Annotated in this window: 16 protein-coding genes and 1 pseudogene; 12 read left to right on the top strand and 5 right to left on the bottom strand. The window is 67.3% G+C overall.

All coding sequences use genetic code 11. From position 1 onward, the window contains the following. From Q7A36_RS34500 to Q7A36_RS34470, 7 genes are all read left to right on the top strand, one after another. Positions 1-139, top strand: a 139-nt coding sequence (locus tag Q7A36_RS34500) for a transposase domain-containing protein (protein WP_305108344.1), incomplete at its 5' end; no start/stop codon positions are given. A gap of 2 nt (positions 140-141) precedes the next feature. Further along, positions 142-348 (top strand): hypothetical protein, encoded by a 207-nt coding sequence (locus tag Q7A36_RS34495; RefSeq protein WP_305108340.1) that lies wholly within the window; start codon positions 142-144, stop codon positions 346-348. Between the two features lie 575 nt (positions 349-923). Continuing rightward, complete coding sequence (locus Q7A36_RS34490; protein WP_305108339.1) at positions 924-1145, top strand: hypothetical protein; 222 nt, start codon at positions 924-926, stop codon at positions 1143-1145. Between the two features lie 117 nt (positions 1146-1262). Next, positions 1263-1850, top strand: a complete 588-nt coding sequence (locus Q7A36_RS34485; RefSeq protein WP_305108338.1) for an ISAs1 family transposase — start codon at positions 1263-1265, stop codon at positions 1848-1850. Further along, a complete protein-coding gene (locus tag Q7A36_RS34480) occupies positions 1802-2392 on the top strand; it encodes an ISAs1 family transposase (RefSeq protein ID WP_370655754.1) in 591 nt (196 codons plus the stop codon). The genes Q7A36_RS34485 and Q7A36_RS34480 overlap by 49 nt, the downstream gene beginning before the upstream one ends. Before the next feature lie 6 nt (positions 2393-2398). Continuing rightward, complete coding sequence (locus Q7A36_RS34475; RefSeq protein WP_305108342.1) at positions 2399-3034, top strand: TIGR03619 family F420-dependent LLM class oxidoreductase; 636 nt, start codon at positions 2399-2401, stop codon at positions 3032-3034. 373 nt (positions 3035-3407) lie between these two features. After that, on the top strand, positions 3408-5009 hold the full coding sequence (locus tag Q7A36_RS34470; protein WP_305108337.1) for a GMC family oxidoreductase: 1602 nt from the start codon (positions 3408-3410) through the stop codon (positions 5007-5009). A 452-nt stretch (positions 5010-5461) separates the two neighbouring features. Here the strand turns inward: Q7A36_RS34470 and Q7A36_RS34465 are convergent, their stop codons facing one another. Then, complete coding sequence (locus tag Q7A36_RS34465; protein WP_305108336.1) at positions 5462-6895, bottom strand: S8 family serine peptidase; 1434 nt, start codon at positions 6893-6895, stop codon at positions 5462-5464. Positions 6896-6994: 99 nt separating this feature from the next. On the opposite strand from Q7A36_RS34465, the gene Q7A36_RS34460 reads away from it, so the two are divergent. Beyond that, positions 6995-8776: a hypothetical protein gene (locus Q7A36_RS34460; RefSeq protein WP_305108335.1), complete on the top strand. Its 1782-nt coding sequence runs from the start codon at positions 6995-6997 to the stop codon at positions 8774-8776. A gap of 45 nt (positions 8777-8821) precedes the next feature. Continuing rightward, on the top strand, positions 8822-9964 hold the full coding sequence (locus Q7A36_RS34455) for a phosphatase PAP2 family protein (protein ID WP_305108334.1): 1143 nt from the start codon (positions 8822-8824) through the stop codon (positions 9962-9964). 165 nt (positions 9965-10129) lie between these two features. On the opposite strand, the gene Q7A36_RS34450 is transcribed toward Q7A36_RS34455, so the two are convergent. From Q7A36_RS34450 to Q7A36_RS34435, 4 genes and pseudogenes are all read right to left on the bottom strand, one after another. After that, positions 10130-11095 carry an IS5 family transposase gene (locus Q7A36_RS34450; RefSeq protein WP_305108333.1) on the bottom strand — a complete coding sequence of 322 codons (966 nt, stop codon included), beginning with the start codon at positions 11093-11095 and terminating at the stop codon, positions 10130-10132. Between the two features lie 40 nt (positions 11096-11135). Continuing rightward, positions 11136-11690, bottom strand: a pseudogene (locus tag Q7A36_RS34445) (peptide deformylase); the annotation flags it as partial. 198 nt (positions 11691-11888) lie between these two features. Beyond that, positions 11889-12137, bottom strand: a complete 249-nt coding sequence (locus Q7A36_RS34440) for a hypothetical protein (RefSeq protein ID WP_305108332.1) — start codon at positions 12135-12137, stop codon at positions 11889-11891. A 249-nt stretch (positions 12138-12386) separates the two neighbouring features. Beyond that, positions 12387-12725 (bottom strand): hypothetical protein, encoded by a 339-nt coding sequence (locus Q7A36_RS34435; RefSeq protein ID WP_305108331.1) that lies wholly within the window; start codon positions 12723-12725, stop codon positions 12387-12389. A 396-nt stretch (positions 12726-13121) separates the two neighbouring features. On the opposite strand from Q7A36_RS34435, the gene Q7A36_RS34430 reads away from it, so the two are divergent. The 3 genes from Q7A36_RS34430 (at position 13122) to Q7A36_RS34420 (ending at position 15177) form a co-directional block, all read left to right on the top strand. Beyond that, positions 13122-14195, top strand: a complete 1074-nt coding sequence (locus Q7A36_RS34430; protein WP_305108330.1) for a YihY/virulence factor BrkB family protein — start codon at positions 13122-13124, stop codon at positions 14193-14195. Between the two features lie 214 nt (positions 14196-14409). Further along, positions 14410-14691, top strand: coding sequence for a hypothetical protein (locus tag Q7A36_RS34425; protein WP_305108341.1), 282 nt, complete (start codon positions 14410-14412; stop codon positions 14689-14691). Between the two features lie 240 nt (positions 14692-14931). Continuing rightward, positions 14932-15177, top strand: coding sequence for a hypothetical protein (locus tag Q7A36_RS34420; protein ID WP_305108329.1), 246 nt, complete (start codon positions 14932-14934; stop codon positions 15175-15177). Positions 15178-15284: the final 107 nt, after the last annotated feature.

Raw genomic sequence — 15284 nt, 5'->3', positions numbered from 1 at the left:
CGTCGATCCGCGCGCCTGGCTCGCCGATGTCCTGGCCCGCATCGCCGACCACCCGGCCTCGCGCCTGCACGAGTTGCTCCCCTGGAACTGGAAAGCAGCCAGCGCCAACGCCGAAGCACACGCCGCGGAGGCCGCCTGAACGTGGCCGCGCCGAGCTTCGTATTCACCATCACCCGCGTCGCCGAGATGCTCGGCGAGGACGAGGAGTGGCTGCACGAACTCGCCGAACAACTCGAGCCTGAGGATGGCTACCTCTGGGTCTACGACAGCGGCGACCGCGAAACCCTCGCCTTTACCCAACGCGGTGTCGAGAGCCTCAAGGAACTGATTGAAGACCAGAGACCCTGACCGGCGTCGAAGGCGGCCTGACAGTACCCGCGGTACTCACCGGATGGGTACGCACGTCAGAGCGGGTCTACCGATTGTAGGCGGCATCTCGGGGCCGGTGATCCCAAGGCGGCAGTGCCATGAGCGCCGGGCGGCGGGATAGACATTCTCCCCTGCGCCCTGGCTGCCCGCCTATCCGCAACGCTCGGTCGGCCGCTTTGCAACCTCTACCCTGCCAAGCAGCGGCCGGCGCAGAAGATCGACGCCGCCGTCGCGCTGATCATGGCAATAGGGCGCGCGATGGAGAGCCCCGCACAGGAGCTCAGCATCTACGATCGCGCCGAGCTGTGGACGGCGTAGTGGATGCGTGATCGCCCTTGTTCACCACGGATCGACCACCGTTGATGGGTGGTGAAAATGCGAACGGATACGCTCGCCGTGGACTGAGAATGCAGCTTGATTTCAGGACTAGAGCCTCCGCTCGCAAGATCCAATTCTGCAGCGCGCAACTGAGCCTGCTGGCTCTGAACAAGGCATTGCGCCCTCGCTGGGAAGGGCTGAACATGTGGTCGCGGCCAGGAAGGAAGTAGACAGCGATGAAATACGGTATCCATCTACCCCACGCCGGCGAGCAGGCGATGCCGGCGCTGATACGGCGTCATGCCGAGCGCGCGGAGGATTTAGGCATCGAGGATGTGTGGGTTAGCGAGCACATCATTGTGCCGCGCAACAAATTCCCACGCTCGCCATTGTTCTTCGACCCTGTCCTTTCCCTCACCTGGGCTGCCGCGGCAGGGCTGTTCAACGCTGTGCGGTAGCGGGGGTGAGTCCTCGCTGCCACAGGTCGGAGGCGAACGGCGCCGGCGAAGTGATGACGGCATTCCCGGATCGCCAAATTTCTGACTCATAGGGCGGCAACCGAGGGGGAGGTTGCCGTGACCGCGTTCGCGCCGCTGCTGGGTCTGCTGGAGGAGGTGCCTGATCACCGCCGGGCGGAGGGCAAGGTCTACCAGCTGGCGTACGTCCTGCTGTTCTCCATCCTGGCCATCGTCAGCGGCGGTAACTCGTATCGCAGCATCGTCACCTTCATCGAGATGCATCGTCCCCGGCTGAACGAGGTGTTCGGCCTAACCTGGCGGCGAGCGCCGGCGCACACCGCCATCCGCTACATCCTGCAAGGCTTGGACAGTGACGCGGTGGAGACAGCCTTCCGTGGCCACGCCAAGCTGTTGCAGGCGGCTCACGCCAAGCCGGACGGGGGTAGTCTAGCGATCGACGGCAAGACCCTGCGCGGCAGCTTCGACGCGTTCCGTGACCGCGCCGCCGCGCACCTGCTCGGCATGTTCGCCACCGACACAGCCCTGGTGCTGGCGCACAGCGAGGTCGACGAGAAATCCAACGAGATCCCGGCCGCCCAGGCGCTGCTCGTCGAACTCGGCCTGGCTGGCCACCTGGTCACGCTCGATGCCCTGCACTGCCAGAGGAAACCTTCGAGCTCGCCGCAAAGGCCGGCGCCGACCTGATCATACAGGTCAAGGACAACCAGCCCACCCTGCATCAAAAGGCCAAGGACCTCTGCGCCAGCGCCACCCCGCTTTCCACGGCCAGTAGCCGTGATCGGGGGCGCAACCGTCAGGAGGAGCGCAGCGTCGCCGTCTTCGATGCCACCACCGCCTTCGCCGACACCGAGTGGGCATCCCTCATCGGTGCCGTGATCCGCGTCGAGCGCGACGTCCTCGCCCGCAGCGCCAAGACCGGTCTCTGGCACCGCTCCTCCGAGACCGCCTTCTACCTCGCCACCACCGCGATCCCAGCCGTTCGCGCCGCCTCTGCCATCCGGGACCATTGGAAGATCGAGAACACCTCGCACTACACCCGCGACGTCACCATGGGCGAGGACCGCTCCCGCATCCGCTGCAATCCAGGTCTCTTCGCCCGTCTCCGCAGCTTTGCCTTCAACATCCTCAAGTCCAACCGCCGAAGCTCACTCCCGCAGGACCGCTACCGCGCCGCTATCGGTGGCGTCGATTACCTCCTCGGCCTCCTCAACATTCCACAGCGTTGAACAGCCCTGGCTGCCGCGGTAACCAAGCGGGTCAAGCTGGGGACCTCGGTGCTGGTGCTGCCGATGCGCCACCCCCTGCCGTTGGCAAAGGAGCTTGCAACGCTGCACAACTTTTCCGAGGGACGGCTGATCCTAGGCGCCGGCTCTGGCTGGCTGAAGGAGGAGTTCTCGGCGCTCGGCGTCCCGTTTGAGGAGCGAGGCCGGCGGCTCGACGAGGGTATCGCCATGATGCGGGCCGTCTGGTCCGAGGATCCGGTGACGTTTGAGAGCCGCTACATCTCGGCCGAGATCAAAGAGATGACCATGACCCCGATGCCGGTCAGTCGGATTCCACTCTGGTTCGGCGGTAGCTCAGAGCCAGCCCTGCGGCGGACGATCAGGATTGGGGACGGCTGGCATGGCAGCGCGCTGTCGGCGGATGAGGCAGCCCCGATTGTGCGGCGATTGCGAGCGGCGCGCCCAGAGCCGGGCTTCACGATCTCCATGCGGGTGCAATGGGACGGTCAGGATCGTGGCGTCCTGCGAGCTTTAGTCGATGACTACGCCGCAATCGGGGTCGAGCATCTTCTGGTGGCGCCCCAGGATCGAAATGTCGATGACTGGGAGAAGGTAACCGACGGGGTTGGCTCCTTGGTGGCGTAGCGGAATCCTCCCGGACCTAGATTGATCCTTCGGCGGCCGTCCGCCCGCGCGGCAACACAGTGCTCATTGCAGGCGCAAAGAACGCGATTGGCCCGCGACCGTACGCGCCAGCACCCTTGCCACGGTCGTGTGCATCCAGGCGCCGTCGCCCTGCGGCGTCGGCACCCCACCTTCGGTCAGCGCCCGCGCGATCGCCGCCTAGCCGGTGACACCGTCTGCTCGCAGCCGCTCCACCTCCAGGGCGAGCCGGTGCGCGGCATCTTTGGGTCGCTGATCTGGGGTCCGGCCCACCGGTCGGCCGGCAGCTGCCGAGTGGCTTGCCTCCCCAGTCATCGCATGGGTTGATCTGCCCCAATGTGGGACGGAGACCAGGATGCACAGCTTCGATTACATCGTCGTTGGCGCCGGCTCAGCCGGCGCGGTGGTCGCCAACCGGCTCTCGGCCGATGCTCGTAACCGGGTGCTGCTGCTGGAAGCCGGCCCGGCGAGCTACCACTGGACCCGCATCCCCGTCGGCTATGCGAAGATGATCACCAACCCCGTGGTGAACTGGCTTTACAGTTCGGAGCCGGAGCCGGCAACCAAGGGCCGCCGCCTGCCGGTGCCGCGCGGGCGGGTGCTCGGCGGCTCCTCCGCCATTAACGGCCTCGCCTTCGTGCGCGGCCAGGCCCAGGATTTTGACACCTGGGCGCAGCTCGGCAATCCAGGCTGGAGCTACGCCGATGTCCTACCCTTCTTCCGCCGGATGGAACGCTATGAGGGGCTAGGCGACGACCGGTACCGCGGCCGCGAGGGGCCACTGCGCGTCACCAACCCCGTGCCCCGGGACCCGTTGCTGTCCGCCCTGATCCGGGCGGCCGTGGAGGTCGGTATCCCGTACAATCCCGACTACAACGGCGCGACCCAGGACGGCATCGCAATGAGCCAGGCGACCATCGCCGCCCGCCAGCGGATGAGCACGGCCGCCTGCTACCTGGACCCGGTCCGCCGCCGCTCCAACCTCTGCATCGAGACCGGCGCGCTTGCCAGCGCCCTGCTCTTCGAAGGCCGCCGCTGCATTGGCGTGCGCTACGCTATCGGGGCGGAGATGCGGGAGGCCAAAGCCGGGCGCGAGGTGGTGGTCAGCGCCGGCTCGATCAACTCGCCCCTGCTGCTCGAGCTCTCGGGTATTGGCCAGCCGGAACGGCTGCAGGCGCTCGGCATCGCGGTGCGCCAGGCGCTGCCGGGAGTAGGCGAGAACCTGCGCGACCACTACGCCCCGCGCACCCGCTGGGCAGTCGATGCACGCGGCTACACCCTCAACGACCGCGGTCGTGGCCTCGGGTTGGTCGGTCAGGCGCTGCGCTATCTGGCGGACGGCAGCGGCATGCTCGGCATGGTGGCGGCGCCCCTGCGCGCGTTCGTCCGGTCGCGCGAGGGACTGGAAGCGCCCGACCTGCTGCTCGGCTGGGTGCCCATGCTGACCGAGCCGGGACCGCGCGGGCCGCGCATCGCGGCGCGATCCGGCATGACCTGCTATGCTCATCCGATGCGGCCGGAGAGCAAGGGGCACATCCACATCACTTCGGCCGATCCGCGCCAGCCGCCTGCGATCACCTTCAACTTCCTTTCCTCGCCAGCCGATGCGGCATTGACCGTGCGCGCCATCCGCATCGCACGGCAGGTGATGAACGCGCCGTCGCTGACGCCGCTGAAGCTGCGCGAGTTGGCGCCGGGCACCACGTGCGAGAGCGACGACGAGATCATCGACTGGGTGAAAGGCGCGGCGGAGACCACCTACCACCCCGTTGGCACCTGCCGGATGGGCGCCGATCCGCAGGCGGTAGTGGACGCGCGGCTGCGCGTGCATGACATCGTCGGGCTGCGGGTCGCCGATTCCTCCATCATGCCGACGCTGACCTCCGGCAACACCAATGCGCCGACGATTATGATCGGTGAGAAGGCGGCGGCGATGGTGCTGGAGGATACCGCGTGACCGCCCGGAAGCCGGCGAGCGAGCACGCGCATCTGCGCGGCGCCGGGGAAGGACCGGCATTGCGCGTCGGCGAGGCAGCCGCATGATCGTATCCGAAACAGAAGGTTAGGACATGCGCTGGGACTGTCGCAAAATTGGGGGTGTTCGGCAGCAGGTCCGCTGCATCGCCTCCACCGGCATCTCTGGTTTCGGCCCCAAGCAACACTTCCAGCCGGCTGACGGCTCTCGTCCGCAAGCGTCTGCCGCCCCGTCGCCCCCAACTCTGCGACGGTCCCGTTGCGGAGTCGCGACTATCGAAAGGGTGGCGCGCCTCGCGATGGGCCCGGGCGATGGCGGCCAACGTCACGCAAGCCTTTTGCATCTGCTGGTAGACGAACTTGCGGCTCACCCCGTGCCGGGCGGCAAAGTCGCTGACCGTGTCCGAACCGGCCAGGAGCTAGGGTGCGGCGCGGTCACGAGCCAGCGTCCGTCAAACTGGTCGCGAGTATCGGACAGTCGATGGCAGCACGTGCGGCACCAAGGTTGACAATTCCCCAGCCCTGCCGCGGATCCCAGCCTGCACCCTGAGGGCGACGCGCAGTGCGCCGCAGCATCCCGCGCATCGTTGCGGGCGATAGCTTGCGGCGGCCATGGGCCAGCTCCAGTCCGCGCAGTGCCGCCAGCACCCCGACGGTCAGCCCGCAGGCCGCCGAGGTGCCGGTGTTGACCAGCATCGCGTCGTCCGTGTCGCGGAAATAGCTCGGCGCGCTGACGTCGGGCTTTGCAAACCAACTTTCCAGGCCGTAGTCGGTCGAGGCGGGCCGAGGCGGCGCCGGGCTGATCTGCCCAGCCATTACCCCTGGCCCGAGCGCGGAGCTGCCGATCGGCAGGCCGTCCACTCTGACCGCGCCCACGGTCAACACGTCGGGATGTGCATTCACGCCGTGGATGCTTGCGCCAGGGCCGCTCGCCATCTCGGCGCAGCGAGGTTGCGCCCCCGGAAGCCCGCAATTTCCTGCGGCGAAAACCACGTCGATGCCTGCCTCGGTAAAGCGCGGCATGGCCGCCAAGAATGGATGGTGCGGGTTGTTCCAGTACTCCGCATCCGGGTCATGGCGGAACGGGTCGAGCACGCCCCAGGCGTTGCAAAGGATCCAGGGACCGTCCGGCAGCTCGGTGTCGCCCGCGACGCCGGGGATCGCATCCTGTTTCCGCGCCTTAATCTCCCGCAGCATCCGCTCGAACATCCCCTCCGCATCGGCGATGCCGGGCGGACCGAGCGTCGTCTCGGGCAGCAGCGGCACATCAAAGATCCGGGCGGCGGGGGCGACCGACAGAATGTTGCGTGCGATCATATGCCCGTGCTCGGTCGGAGGCAGCGAGCCCGGGCTTTTGTATTCGGGCCCGGTCGGCCCATCTGGGCGCACTAGCCGCGCCCATCCACCCGCGATCGACCTTCCGCCGCGGTAGGCTCGCAACCACCGACTGTCTATGCCGAAGTCTACGATTGCGACGTTCACGCCAGCGCCCAGGGCCTCGTCCCGCGCCGCCGCGAGAGTTGTGAGAGCCATGGCCCGGTTGCCGAAGATCCCGCCGCCTGGGGCGGCCGATGTCCAGATCGACAGCGGTGCGATCGACGGATTCGCCGCGATCTGGAACGATGGGTCCTGGGCGTTGTGCAGCATTCGCAATTCCTCCGGGGTGACCCGGACGCTTGCGGCGACACAGCGCGTCGGCGGCTCTTGGGGGCCGAGCCGTGCCGTCGGGCCGCAAAAACAATAGCGCCCCTCCGCCGTGACGCTGACGCCGCGTCGCTCCAGCGCCCTCCGGATCAGCATGTCCGCGCTCGCCGGATTGCGGCGAACGTCGTCACCGACCTTGATCCGTACTGCTCTGCGAAGATACATAACGGTTTCCTATCGATCCGTCTTAGACCAGAAGATTGGAGGCCTTGTTGTGTCCAGTCGGGAATAGACTGCGACGCCCACGAGGAGAGAGGCGCCGCGATGGCGGAAGACCCCGCGTTTCCGGGAGACACTGGCATGCGGCCGGAGCGCCGGTCAGCGGCGATCGCCGTCGCCGACGTGGTCGGCTCCTCGGTCCTGGTGGGCATGGCCCCCGACGCCGCCCATCAGGCACTGACTCACCTGCAGGATACGGCGCTGGTGCCGCTTGCCGTCGCCCATGGCGCCTGCTTCCAGAGGTCGACCGGTGACGGGACCCTCGTCGAGTTCCCCAGTGCCGACGCGGCTCTCGCCTGGGCGCTCGCGGCGCAGCGGGCAGCCACCGCCACCGCCGCGGATCCGCGGTCGCTGCCGATCGCACTGCGGATCTCGATCGACGTCGGCGAAGTGCTGGTCGCCAAGGGCGACATCACCGGGCAATGCGTGAACATCGCCGCCCGCTTGCAGGAGCACGCGCCGCCCGGCGGTCTCGCTCTCAGCGAGGCGGCGCGGCAGGCGCTGACGGCACCGCCACCAGGACTGGTCAACATCGGCTCCGTCTCGCTCCGCAACATCCTCGGCCAGGTCCGGGTCGCCCTGCTTCTGCCGGAATGCCCTCCGCGGGTGCCGCGACCGGCGCCGCTCGAGGGCCGTCCGGCGGTCGCGGTCCTGCCCTTTCACGCCGAGGACGCAGACGAGGCCAGCCGCTACTTTAACGAGGGGGCGATTGAGGACATCATCCTGTCGCTCGGTGCGCTGCACGAGCTTGCCGTTATCGCCCGCGGCGCCACGCTCGGCTGGGCGGCCGAGACCTATGACCCGCCGACTCTCGGGCGAATGCTCGGCGTCCGCTATCTGGTCTCGGGACGGCTCCGGCGTCGCGGCGATGGCCTCCGACTGCGAGTCGACCTTCACGAGACGCAGGAGGGTGACCAGCTCTGGAGCGAGCGGTTCGACATACCGCTGCGCGAAATCTTTCTCGTCCAGGACCACGTGGTCGAGCGAACCGTCGCCGGCATCGCCCCGACGATCCGCGCAGCCGAGCTGCGCATGGCGCTGCGCAAGCCGCCCCAGAGCCTGACGGCCTACGACCATACCTTGCGCGCGATGCACGCGCTCGACGGGCTGAAGCGCGATACCTTTCGGGCTGCCGAACAGCACCTGCAGCAGGCGATGCTGGACGACCCCGGCTACGCTACCGCCGCGGCCCTCGCCGCGCGCTGGCACAGCCTGGCGATCGGCCAGGCCTGGAGCGAGAATCCGGCCAACGACGCGGCCCAGCTCAGGGAGCTGGCGCACCGGGCGGTGCGGCTGGATCCGCGCAACGCGCTCGGCCATGCGATCAGCGGCCACTTCCGCGCCTATCACCTGCGCGATCCGGAAAGCGCCCTGCCGCACCTGCGCCGGGCCACCGAGGTCGGGCCGAGCTGTGCCCTTGCCTGGACGCTGCTGAGCGGATCGCTCTCCTACCTCGGCCGCGGCGCCGAGGCGCTGGAGGCGGCTAGGCGCGGCCTCGCCCTCTCGCCGCTTGGCGCCGATCGCTACTACTACCAATTTTTCGAGGGACTGGCACAGCACGTCATTGGCGATCAAGCCGCGGCCGCGCGCAGCATGCGCCTCTCGCTCGCCGAAAGTCCGGGATTCACCTCGGCTCATCGCATCCTGATAGCAGCCCTGGTGGCGCAGGATGAGTGCGCGGCAGCACAAGCCGTGGCCGCAGAGATGATGCAGTGTGAGCCGAGGTTCCGGATCAGCCACTACGCGCGCGAGCGGCAGCCTTTCGCCGACACCGCGCTCGGACGGCAGCTGCTGGATGCCCTGCGCCAGAGTGGCGCGCCCGATTGAGACCAGGACCGCCTTTCGCGGGCGGGCAACGGTGGAGGCGGTCAGATGCTGCAGGGGTTCGATGGCGCGGACGGTGCCGACGGGGCGGACGGCGCCGATGGCGCCGATGGCGCAGACAGTGCGGCCTTCGTGCCGGCCGGCGGGAGCGGCAACGCGGTGCTGCGCCGCCTTGGCGCCTCGCCTTGGCCGTACTTCGTCCACGATTCTTCGACGCCGGATGTCCCTCTGCTGGTCTGGCGAGGCCAGCTGGCGCCCCGCGTCGCCCCGCTGCCCAGCGGCGACGCACTCATCGCGGCCATTGCGGCGCAGCCTCGCCCGAGCGAGTGGAACGCGGGGGAGCTGGACCGCCGCGGCTTCGTGAAGCCGGGCCAAGCCGAGGCGCTGGCCGAGCGGCTCGACGCGTTCCGCGCGGCTCCCGAGCAGTTCTCGGGCTGGTCGGTCGAAAACCGGATCACCGTCATGCTCGGCGAGCTCGCGGCCGTGCCGGGCTGGCGCGTCGACAAGCAAGGCCCCCTGTCGCGCCTGTATCCGGGTGCCGCTGACACCGCGCGCGAGATCGACATGCTTCTCGATCTAGCGGTCTTCCGTGATGGAGTGCTTGCGGAGGCGCTGGCGCAGCGCGCTGGGATCATCCCGTATTTCGCCGGCTTTGCCGGCTTCACCGCGCGCTCGCATCCCGAAACCGCGGTGCTGTGTCGCATTGGAATCGCGTTCGGGCACCTCATGGGCATGGTGGCAAAGCACGTGTTCAGCCGCCCACGCCCCTCAGCGCTGGCGCCCGCACTGGCCCCGCCGATCGCCGTTCCGGCCCATCCCGCTTTCCCGAGCGGACATTCGATGCAGTCGCACCTGATCGCCAGGTTGCTTGCCGCAGTCATGCCGCCATGCCATCCGGCCATCCCCCTCCTGCTGCCGCTCGCGCATCGGATTGCGATCAACCGCGAGGTGATGGGGCTGCACTACCGCAGCGACAGCGAAGCCGGGGAGGTGCTGGCTGAGATAGCCTTCGATCATATGCTGAAAGTCGCGGGCTGGACAGCAGAGGACGCGGAGCGCAAGTTCGAGTACAATGGACGGTTGATGATCCCGGCTGGCGCGGCAGCCCAGGACCAGACGAACAAGACGATGCTCGGTGCGCTGCTGGTCACCGCGAAGGGCGAATGGAACGGGCAACCGCAAGGGAGCTGAAGGCTTTTCGGTGCGCCGACATCTGAACCGCCCCGGGTTTGCCGGAGCGTCGGCTGTACAATCTTGGGCGTGGTTCAGAATCGGCCAGTTTTGGGTCACACGGGCGCGCGAGTGTGGTGCACGGATCAGCGGTGTGGACGCACGTAGCCCTACCCGCATTCGGGGTTATGCAACGCGGACATACTTCGGACATCCGAGCTCGAGCATGCGGTTCAGCACATTGGCAGCGATGGCGACCTCGGTGGTCTGACGCTCGTCTGTTTGCGATCGAAGCCCGTCACCGATGACGCGTTTCCAGCGCGAGATGTCGGCCTCGATCAAGGCGCGATCGTTGTAGCCCGAGGCCTTCTGCCAACCCATGCGGCCGCGCTCGGCTATACACTGCAGATGTCGGTCGCGCTGTGTCGGTGCAGTCTCCGCGGCTTCACTCGGCACCGCGTTCGCGCGGGGCGGCACGATCACGGCCGCGCCGGGGCGCTGTGTCGTGACCTCGGCGTAGACATCGTCCCGGTCGTACGCGCCATCACCGCTGAAAGACGCAACCGGCTCCTCGACCTGCTCAAGCAAGGCGCCGACCTGCCCGCCATCGTCCACATCCTTGTCGGTCAGCAGCACCGCGACGATCCGGCCCGTGTCGACGCTCGTGGCGATGTGCAGCTTGCGCCAGCCACGACGCCGCTTGCTGCCGTGCTTCTCGATCAGCCACTCGCCGGGCCCACACAACTTCAGCCCCGTGCTGTCCACCAGCAGGTGCACGGGCTCGCTGCCCGCCTTTGGCCGCAGCACCTCCAGCGTCTCGGCCCGACGGCTCAGAGTGGTATGGTCCGGCACGGGCAGAGTGAGACCGAGCAGCTGCAGGATGGAGCCGATCAGCCCCTCGGTCTGGCGCAGGGCCAAGCGGAACACCGCGCGCAGGGTCAGGGCGGTGGTGATGGCCAGATCGGAATAGCAGGGCTGCCCGCCTGGAGTGGTGCGCGGCGCCGCGTGCCAGGCCTCGATGGCCTCAGCCGTGAACCAGACGGTGAGGCTGCCGCGAGCGCGCAGGCCGGCGTCGTACTCGGCCCAGTTCTTTACCCGGCGCTGCTGGGCTGGAATGTGGTGCCGGCGGTCGGCGTTGCCCTTAAACGGCATGGTGGCGCCCTCTCGAACGAGGGCTCGCCCTCATCCTAGCCTACCCCACGCCAGCCGATCCGGCGATCCCTGCACCAACGTGCATCCGGACCGCATGACCCCACACATGGCAGGGATCAATGCGTCCATACCGTCGACCGATGCAACACGATGCGTTGAAGCCCATCCGGAAGTCGGTCATGCGCGTCGGGTAAAGAATGCCGTCCAGGTGGTCGTTCTCGTGCTGGACGACCCCCGCATGAAAGCCGCTCACCTCGTCCGTGACCGGGCGCTCGTCGCAGTCCACCCCCGAGTAGCGCACGCGCGTGAAGCGCGGCACCGCGGCGCGCAGGCCCGGGATCGAGAGGCACCCTTCCCAGCGCAGCTGCTTCTCCGCCCCGAGCGGTTCGACAACCGGGTTGATCAGCACGGTGTTGCCGACCACGGTATCGTCTGGGGATCCGGTCGAGCGGTTCGGCTGCACACGGAAGACAAAGAGCCGCAGCGGCACAGGAACCTGTGGCGCGGCGAGCTCCGTCCCGGGCGCGTCCTCCATCGTGTCGAACATGTCGCGCAGGAGGCGGCGGATCTCCGGTGCCCCCGGATCGGCGACGGGCTGGCAGCGTTCTTCCGCTCGGCAAAGACCGCACTGGTGTCACGCCCGAGCGCTTCACCACGGGCGGCCGTGGCTCTTACCTGCTGGCGACTGCACGCCCATCGGCGAGTGCAGCAGCGCTCGGGCGACTTCCCCAGCGACACGCGCATACAGACGCATCATCATCTACATCTGACCGGCAAACTTCGAACCTGAACTCTACTTCTTCGGCGGCTGCTGGCTTCCCTGCTGCTGTTGGTTCGCCTGCTGCGATTTCTCCTTCTCGGCCTTGTTACGCTCATGCGCACCATAGGCGCATCCCGCTGCCGCTCCCGCCACACCGTGGCCGTTGCCGACCATGTGCCCGGCGAGGGCGCCGACTGCGCCATCCTTCACACAGCCGCCTTCTTCAGCGAAGGCCGGAACGGCGAGGACGGCGAGAACCCCACCAAGGATCAGAGAACGCATCGCGCTTACTCCCTTACGGGCCGAGAACGCCTTCCGCGCTCGGTGGTTCGGCCTGTATCGGCCGCGCGGTCGACATCTGGGTGGGCGTGGAGTGCGGCACGATACCAGCAGAGGTGCGGCGTGCGAACGGTCCTTCGCCGCCCCTTGGGCAGTGCCGCAAACCCAAGTAGGCGAGCGTGCCCCCCCCCCCCGGTCGAACGCCGCAGCGGCTCCTGAGCCAGCCCTGCCACTCTCGCGGGCTGCTCCGCATCATCGCGTGAGGCGCCGCCGCTCGGCCTCGATCTGGCGCCGGTCCGCGTCGATCTGCCGCTGCTGCGCGTCCAGACGTCGATCCGCCTCGTCAAGCGCGCGCAGGCGATCATCGGCGCCGCGGTCATGGTAGTCCCGGCGTTCATCCCACTGTCCCCTGCTGGGATCTTGAGCAGAGCGCGGGTCATATTGGGCACGGGGATCCTGCCTGGGGTCACCGCCTTGCATATAGCCTTGCAGCACGCGTCCAAGCGTATCTTGCAAGTTCTGCGCCTCGACACAAGTGACAGGCGTTGAGGCGAGCGCAGCCAGCGCAGTCCCTACCATCATCCAGCGCATACGGCATTCCTTCCCTGAGCCGGAAAGGAGAGCGCCAGCCAAGCGCTCCGGGTTCATCACGGACCCGCACCGTACGCCCCCTCAAAGCCTCTGCCGGCGGCAGAATGTTTCGTGTGCTCGGCAGGCCAAGCCCTCTGCCGGTATTGTCAAATTGCGCCATACCGAACGAACATTCACAACTATGCGTTGCCGATGAGGGCGGTGAACGCAACTTTTTGCCGCTTCCGGCGCTGAAGACGACGTAATCTAGCGCTCATTCCGAAGCGCGTTCGCCAAATTGACGATCCCGGGACGACCCTTCCGAGAGGGTTGTTACCAGTGCGGCATCCCAGATTTGAAGAAACCGCTTCACCGGCAAACCGTTCCGCGACCCATGTTCATCATGGGTGCTTTGCCATGAGCCGGATTTGGACATTGCTGAAGGATACGGGAGAAGGCTTCATAGCGGACGACGCTTTGACGCGGGCTGCTGGCATCGCCTACTTCACCCTGTTCTCGATCGGGCCGCTGCTGTTCATCGCCACCGGCATCGCCAGCTTCGTCTTCAGCCGCGACCAAGTCGATGACGCTATCGCCGCTCAGATGGCTAGCATGCTTGGCGACCAAGCGGCGAGCGAAGTCGGGCGGCTGGCCGAGGGTGCGATGGGTGGTGCGCGCGGCGGCTGGGCCGTGGCGATCGGCCTGGGCACCTTGCTACTCACTGCTGGCGGCGCCTTCGGTGCCCTACAGAATGCACTGAATGCCATTTGGAAGACCGAGGTGCCGGAGGCGGGCTCGATCACCGAGACCGTCTCCCGCCTGGTCAAGGCGAAGGCTGCGGCGCTCGGTTTGGTGGCGACGACAGGCTTCATCCTGATCGCCTCCCTGGCGGTCAGCGCGGCCATCGCATCCTTCGGCTCCTGGTTGGAGGCTGTGCTCCCGGGCGGCGTGTTGCTTGCCTATGTGCTGAGCATCGCGGTGACGATAGGCATTCTGACGCTGCTGTTCGCGGCGATCTATAAGGTGCTGCCGGATCGCAAGCTCGCTTGGCGCGACGTCTTCATCGGAGCCTTCACCACCGCCGTCCTGTTCACCGCCGGCAAGACCCTGATTGCGCTCTATATTGGAAGCAGCAATGTCGCCGCTGGCTTCGGTGCCGCGAGCACCATTATCATCGTGTTGGTATGGCTCTATTATTCGGCGCTGATCTTCCTGGCCGGGGCAGAGTTTACCCGAGCCTGGGCCAATCTTAGCGGGAGCAAGCAGGCGGCGCCGGTGCCGGCGAAGCCGGCCAATGCGGTGCTCGCCCCGGACACCGAGCGGCGCGGGTTGCAGCCTCAATCCGCGCCAGCACCGGAGCGCGCACCTAATGCTATCCTGCAGCTTCTTGTTGCCCTGCTCCCGATCATCGTCAACGGGATCGTGCAAGGCCTGATAGAGCATCGGTCGCGGACGGCGCGCAACCGTCGACTGCTGCCACGCCGTGGTTGAGGTGTCGGCTAGCCGAACCTGCCGATGGGTCGGCCTCATCGCAAGTTCGCATTACCCTGACTTGAACCACGTCGCATCGTGATGCCGACACCTGGGGTGTGCACATGCTGGATGCTGCCTAGCGGGGGCTGCGGCCTGACTACACCATCGCTGACGGCGGGTGGGGCCTGCGCGCCGGGCAGCTGTTTCAGCCAAGGAGAAAGCCGTGGAGCCCATGCAGCCGATGCAGCCGATGAAACCGATGGATTTCGGTCCGGCATGGTGGCCCGAGGAGCTGGGCCAGCCCGCTTCCAGCGGCGGCCAGAACGAGACGCGCTACGCCTTCTTCCCCGACCATCGCCGCCTTGCCGTCCTGCAGGAAGGGGCCGTCATGCTCTATGAGACTGGCGACCATCAGATCACGGGCGTGTCGCAGCAGCAGGGCTTCGGCCAGAGCCTCATCTTCACCAGCCAGAAGGGCGAGGTCCGCCTCGGCGAGCTGAAGAAGGTCGGCTGACGGCCAGTCCCGGTCAGCTGGGCCGTGACGCATGCGTTGAGATATCCGTGCAAGCTCGCGAAAGGATACGATGCGCCTGACGTGGCCCGCAGAACTCTCCTGCCGGCCCGCGCCCGGAACCCAGCTGCCAGCGCCCAACGCCGAGGTTGACGCCATACCTTCAAGGCGGCCTGAACGTCCAACCATGCATCCGTAGGGTCACGCCGCCCGTTCCCTTCGCACCTGATAAGGGAGTGGGAAATGCCAGAGACAGATCAGCTGGAAGGGGCCGAAGAGAGCGCCCCGGAGCGAAATCTGGACGACATCTTGGGCTTCGCGCGTAGTCACGGGGAGATGATGGACACCCGCAAGTGGGTCGCGGATCTCGAGGACATGCTGAGGATTGCCTGGGATCTGATGACGCCGGAGCAGCAGGTGGCCTTCCGCGAGCACCCGGACGTCCTGGCCCTCGCCGAGGCGGCCGGCGAGCGGGCCGACCTTACCTAGCGCGCGGCCGCTGACAAGGCGCATGCGAGCCACGTGGCTCCCGGCCGCCCGGTGACTTACGCGGTAGACATCGCAGCTCGGGTGCTACGTGGTGAGCGGCATCATTA

The sequence above is a fragment of the Paracraurococcus lichenis genome, from assembly GCF_030657435.1.
Lineage (GTDB): Bacteria > Pseudomonadota > Alphaproteobacteria > Acetobacterales > Acetobacteraceae > Paracraurococcus > Paracraurococcus lichenis.
The sequence above is the reverse complement of the archived record's forward strand: the minus strand, read 5'-3'. Positions and strand labels throughout refer to the sequence as shown.

What these genes read in the sequence shown, in the direction of transcription:
- Q7A36_RS34490 (WP_305108339.1), top strand. Translation starts at nt 924, where the DNA reads ATGAAATACGGTATCCATCTACCCCACGCCGGCGAGCAGGCGATGCCG.
- Q7A36_RS34470 (WP_305108337.1), top strand. Translation starts at nt 3,408, where the DNA reads ATGCACAGCTTCGATTACATCGTCGTTGGCGCCGGCTCAGCCGGCGCG.
- Q7A36_RS34465 (WP_305108336.1), bottom strand. Translation starts at nt 6,895, where the DNA reads ATGTATCTTCGCAGAGCAGTACGGATCAAGGTCGGTGACGACGTTCGC.
- Q7A36_RS34460 (WP_305108335.1), top strand. Translation starts at nt 6,995, where the DNA reads ATGGCGGAAGACCCCGCGTTTCCGGGAGACACTGGCATGCGGCCGGAG.
- Q7A36_RS34455 (WP_305108334.1), top strand. Translation starts at nt 8,822, where the DNA reads ATGCTGCAGGGGTTCGATGGCGCGGACGGTGCCGACGGGGCGGACGGC.
- Q7A36_RS34450 (WP_305108333.1), bottom strand. Translation starts at nt 11,095, where the DNA reads ATGCCGTTTAAGGGCAACGCCGACCGCCGGCACCACATTCCAGCCCAG.
- Q7A36_RS34440 (WP_305108332.1), bottom strand. Translation starts at nt 12,137, where the DNA reads ATGCGTTCTCTGATCCTTGGTGGGGTTCTCGCCGTCCTCGCCGTTCCG.
- Q7A36_RS34435 (WP_305108331.1), bottom strand. Translation starts at nt 12,725, where the DNA reads ATGCGCTGGATGATGGTAGGGACTGCGCTGGCTGCGCTCGCCTCAACG.
- Q7A36_RS34430 (WP_305108330.1), top strand. Translation starts at nt 13,122, where the DNA reads ATGAGCCGGATTTGGACATTGCTGAAGGATACGGGAGAAGGCTTCATA.
- Q7A36_RS34425 (WP_305108341.1), top strand. Translation starts at nt 14,410, where the DNA reads ATGCAGCCGATGCAGCCGATGAAACCGATGGATTTCGGTCCGGCATGG.
- Q7A36_RS34420 (WP_305108329.1), top strand. Translation starts at nt 14,932, where the DNA reads ATGCCAGAGACAGATCAGCTGGAAGGGGCCGAAGAGAGCGCCCCGGAG.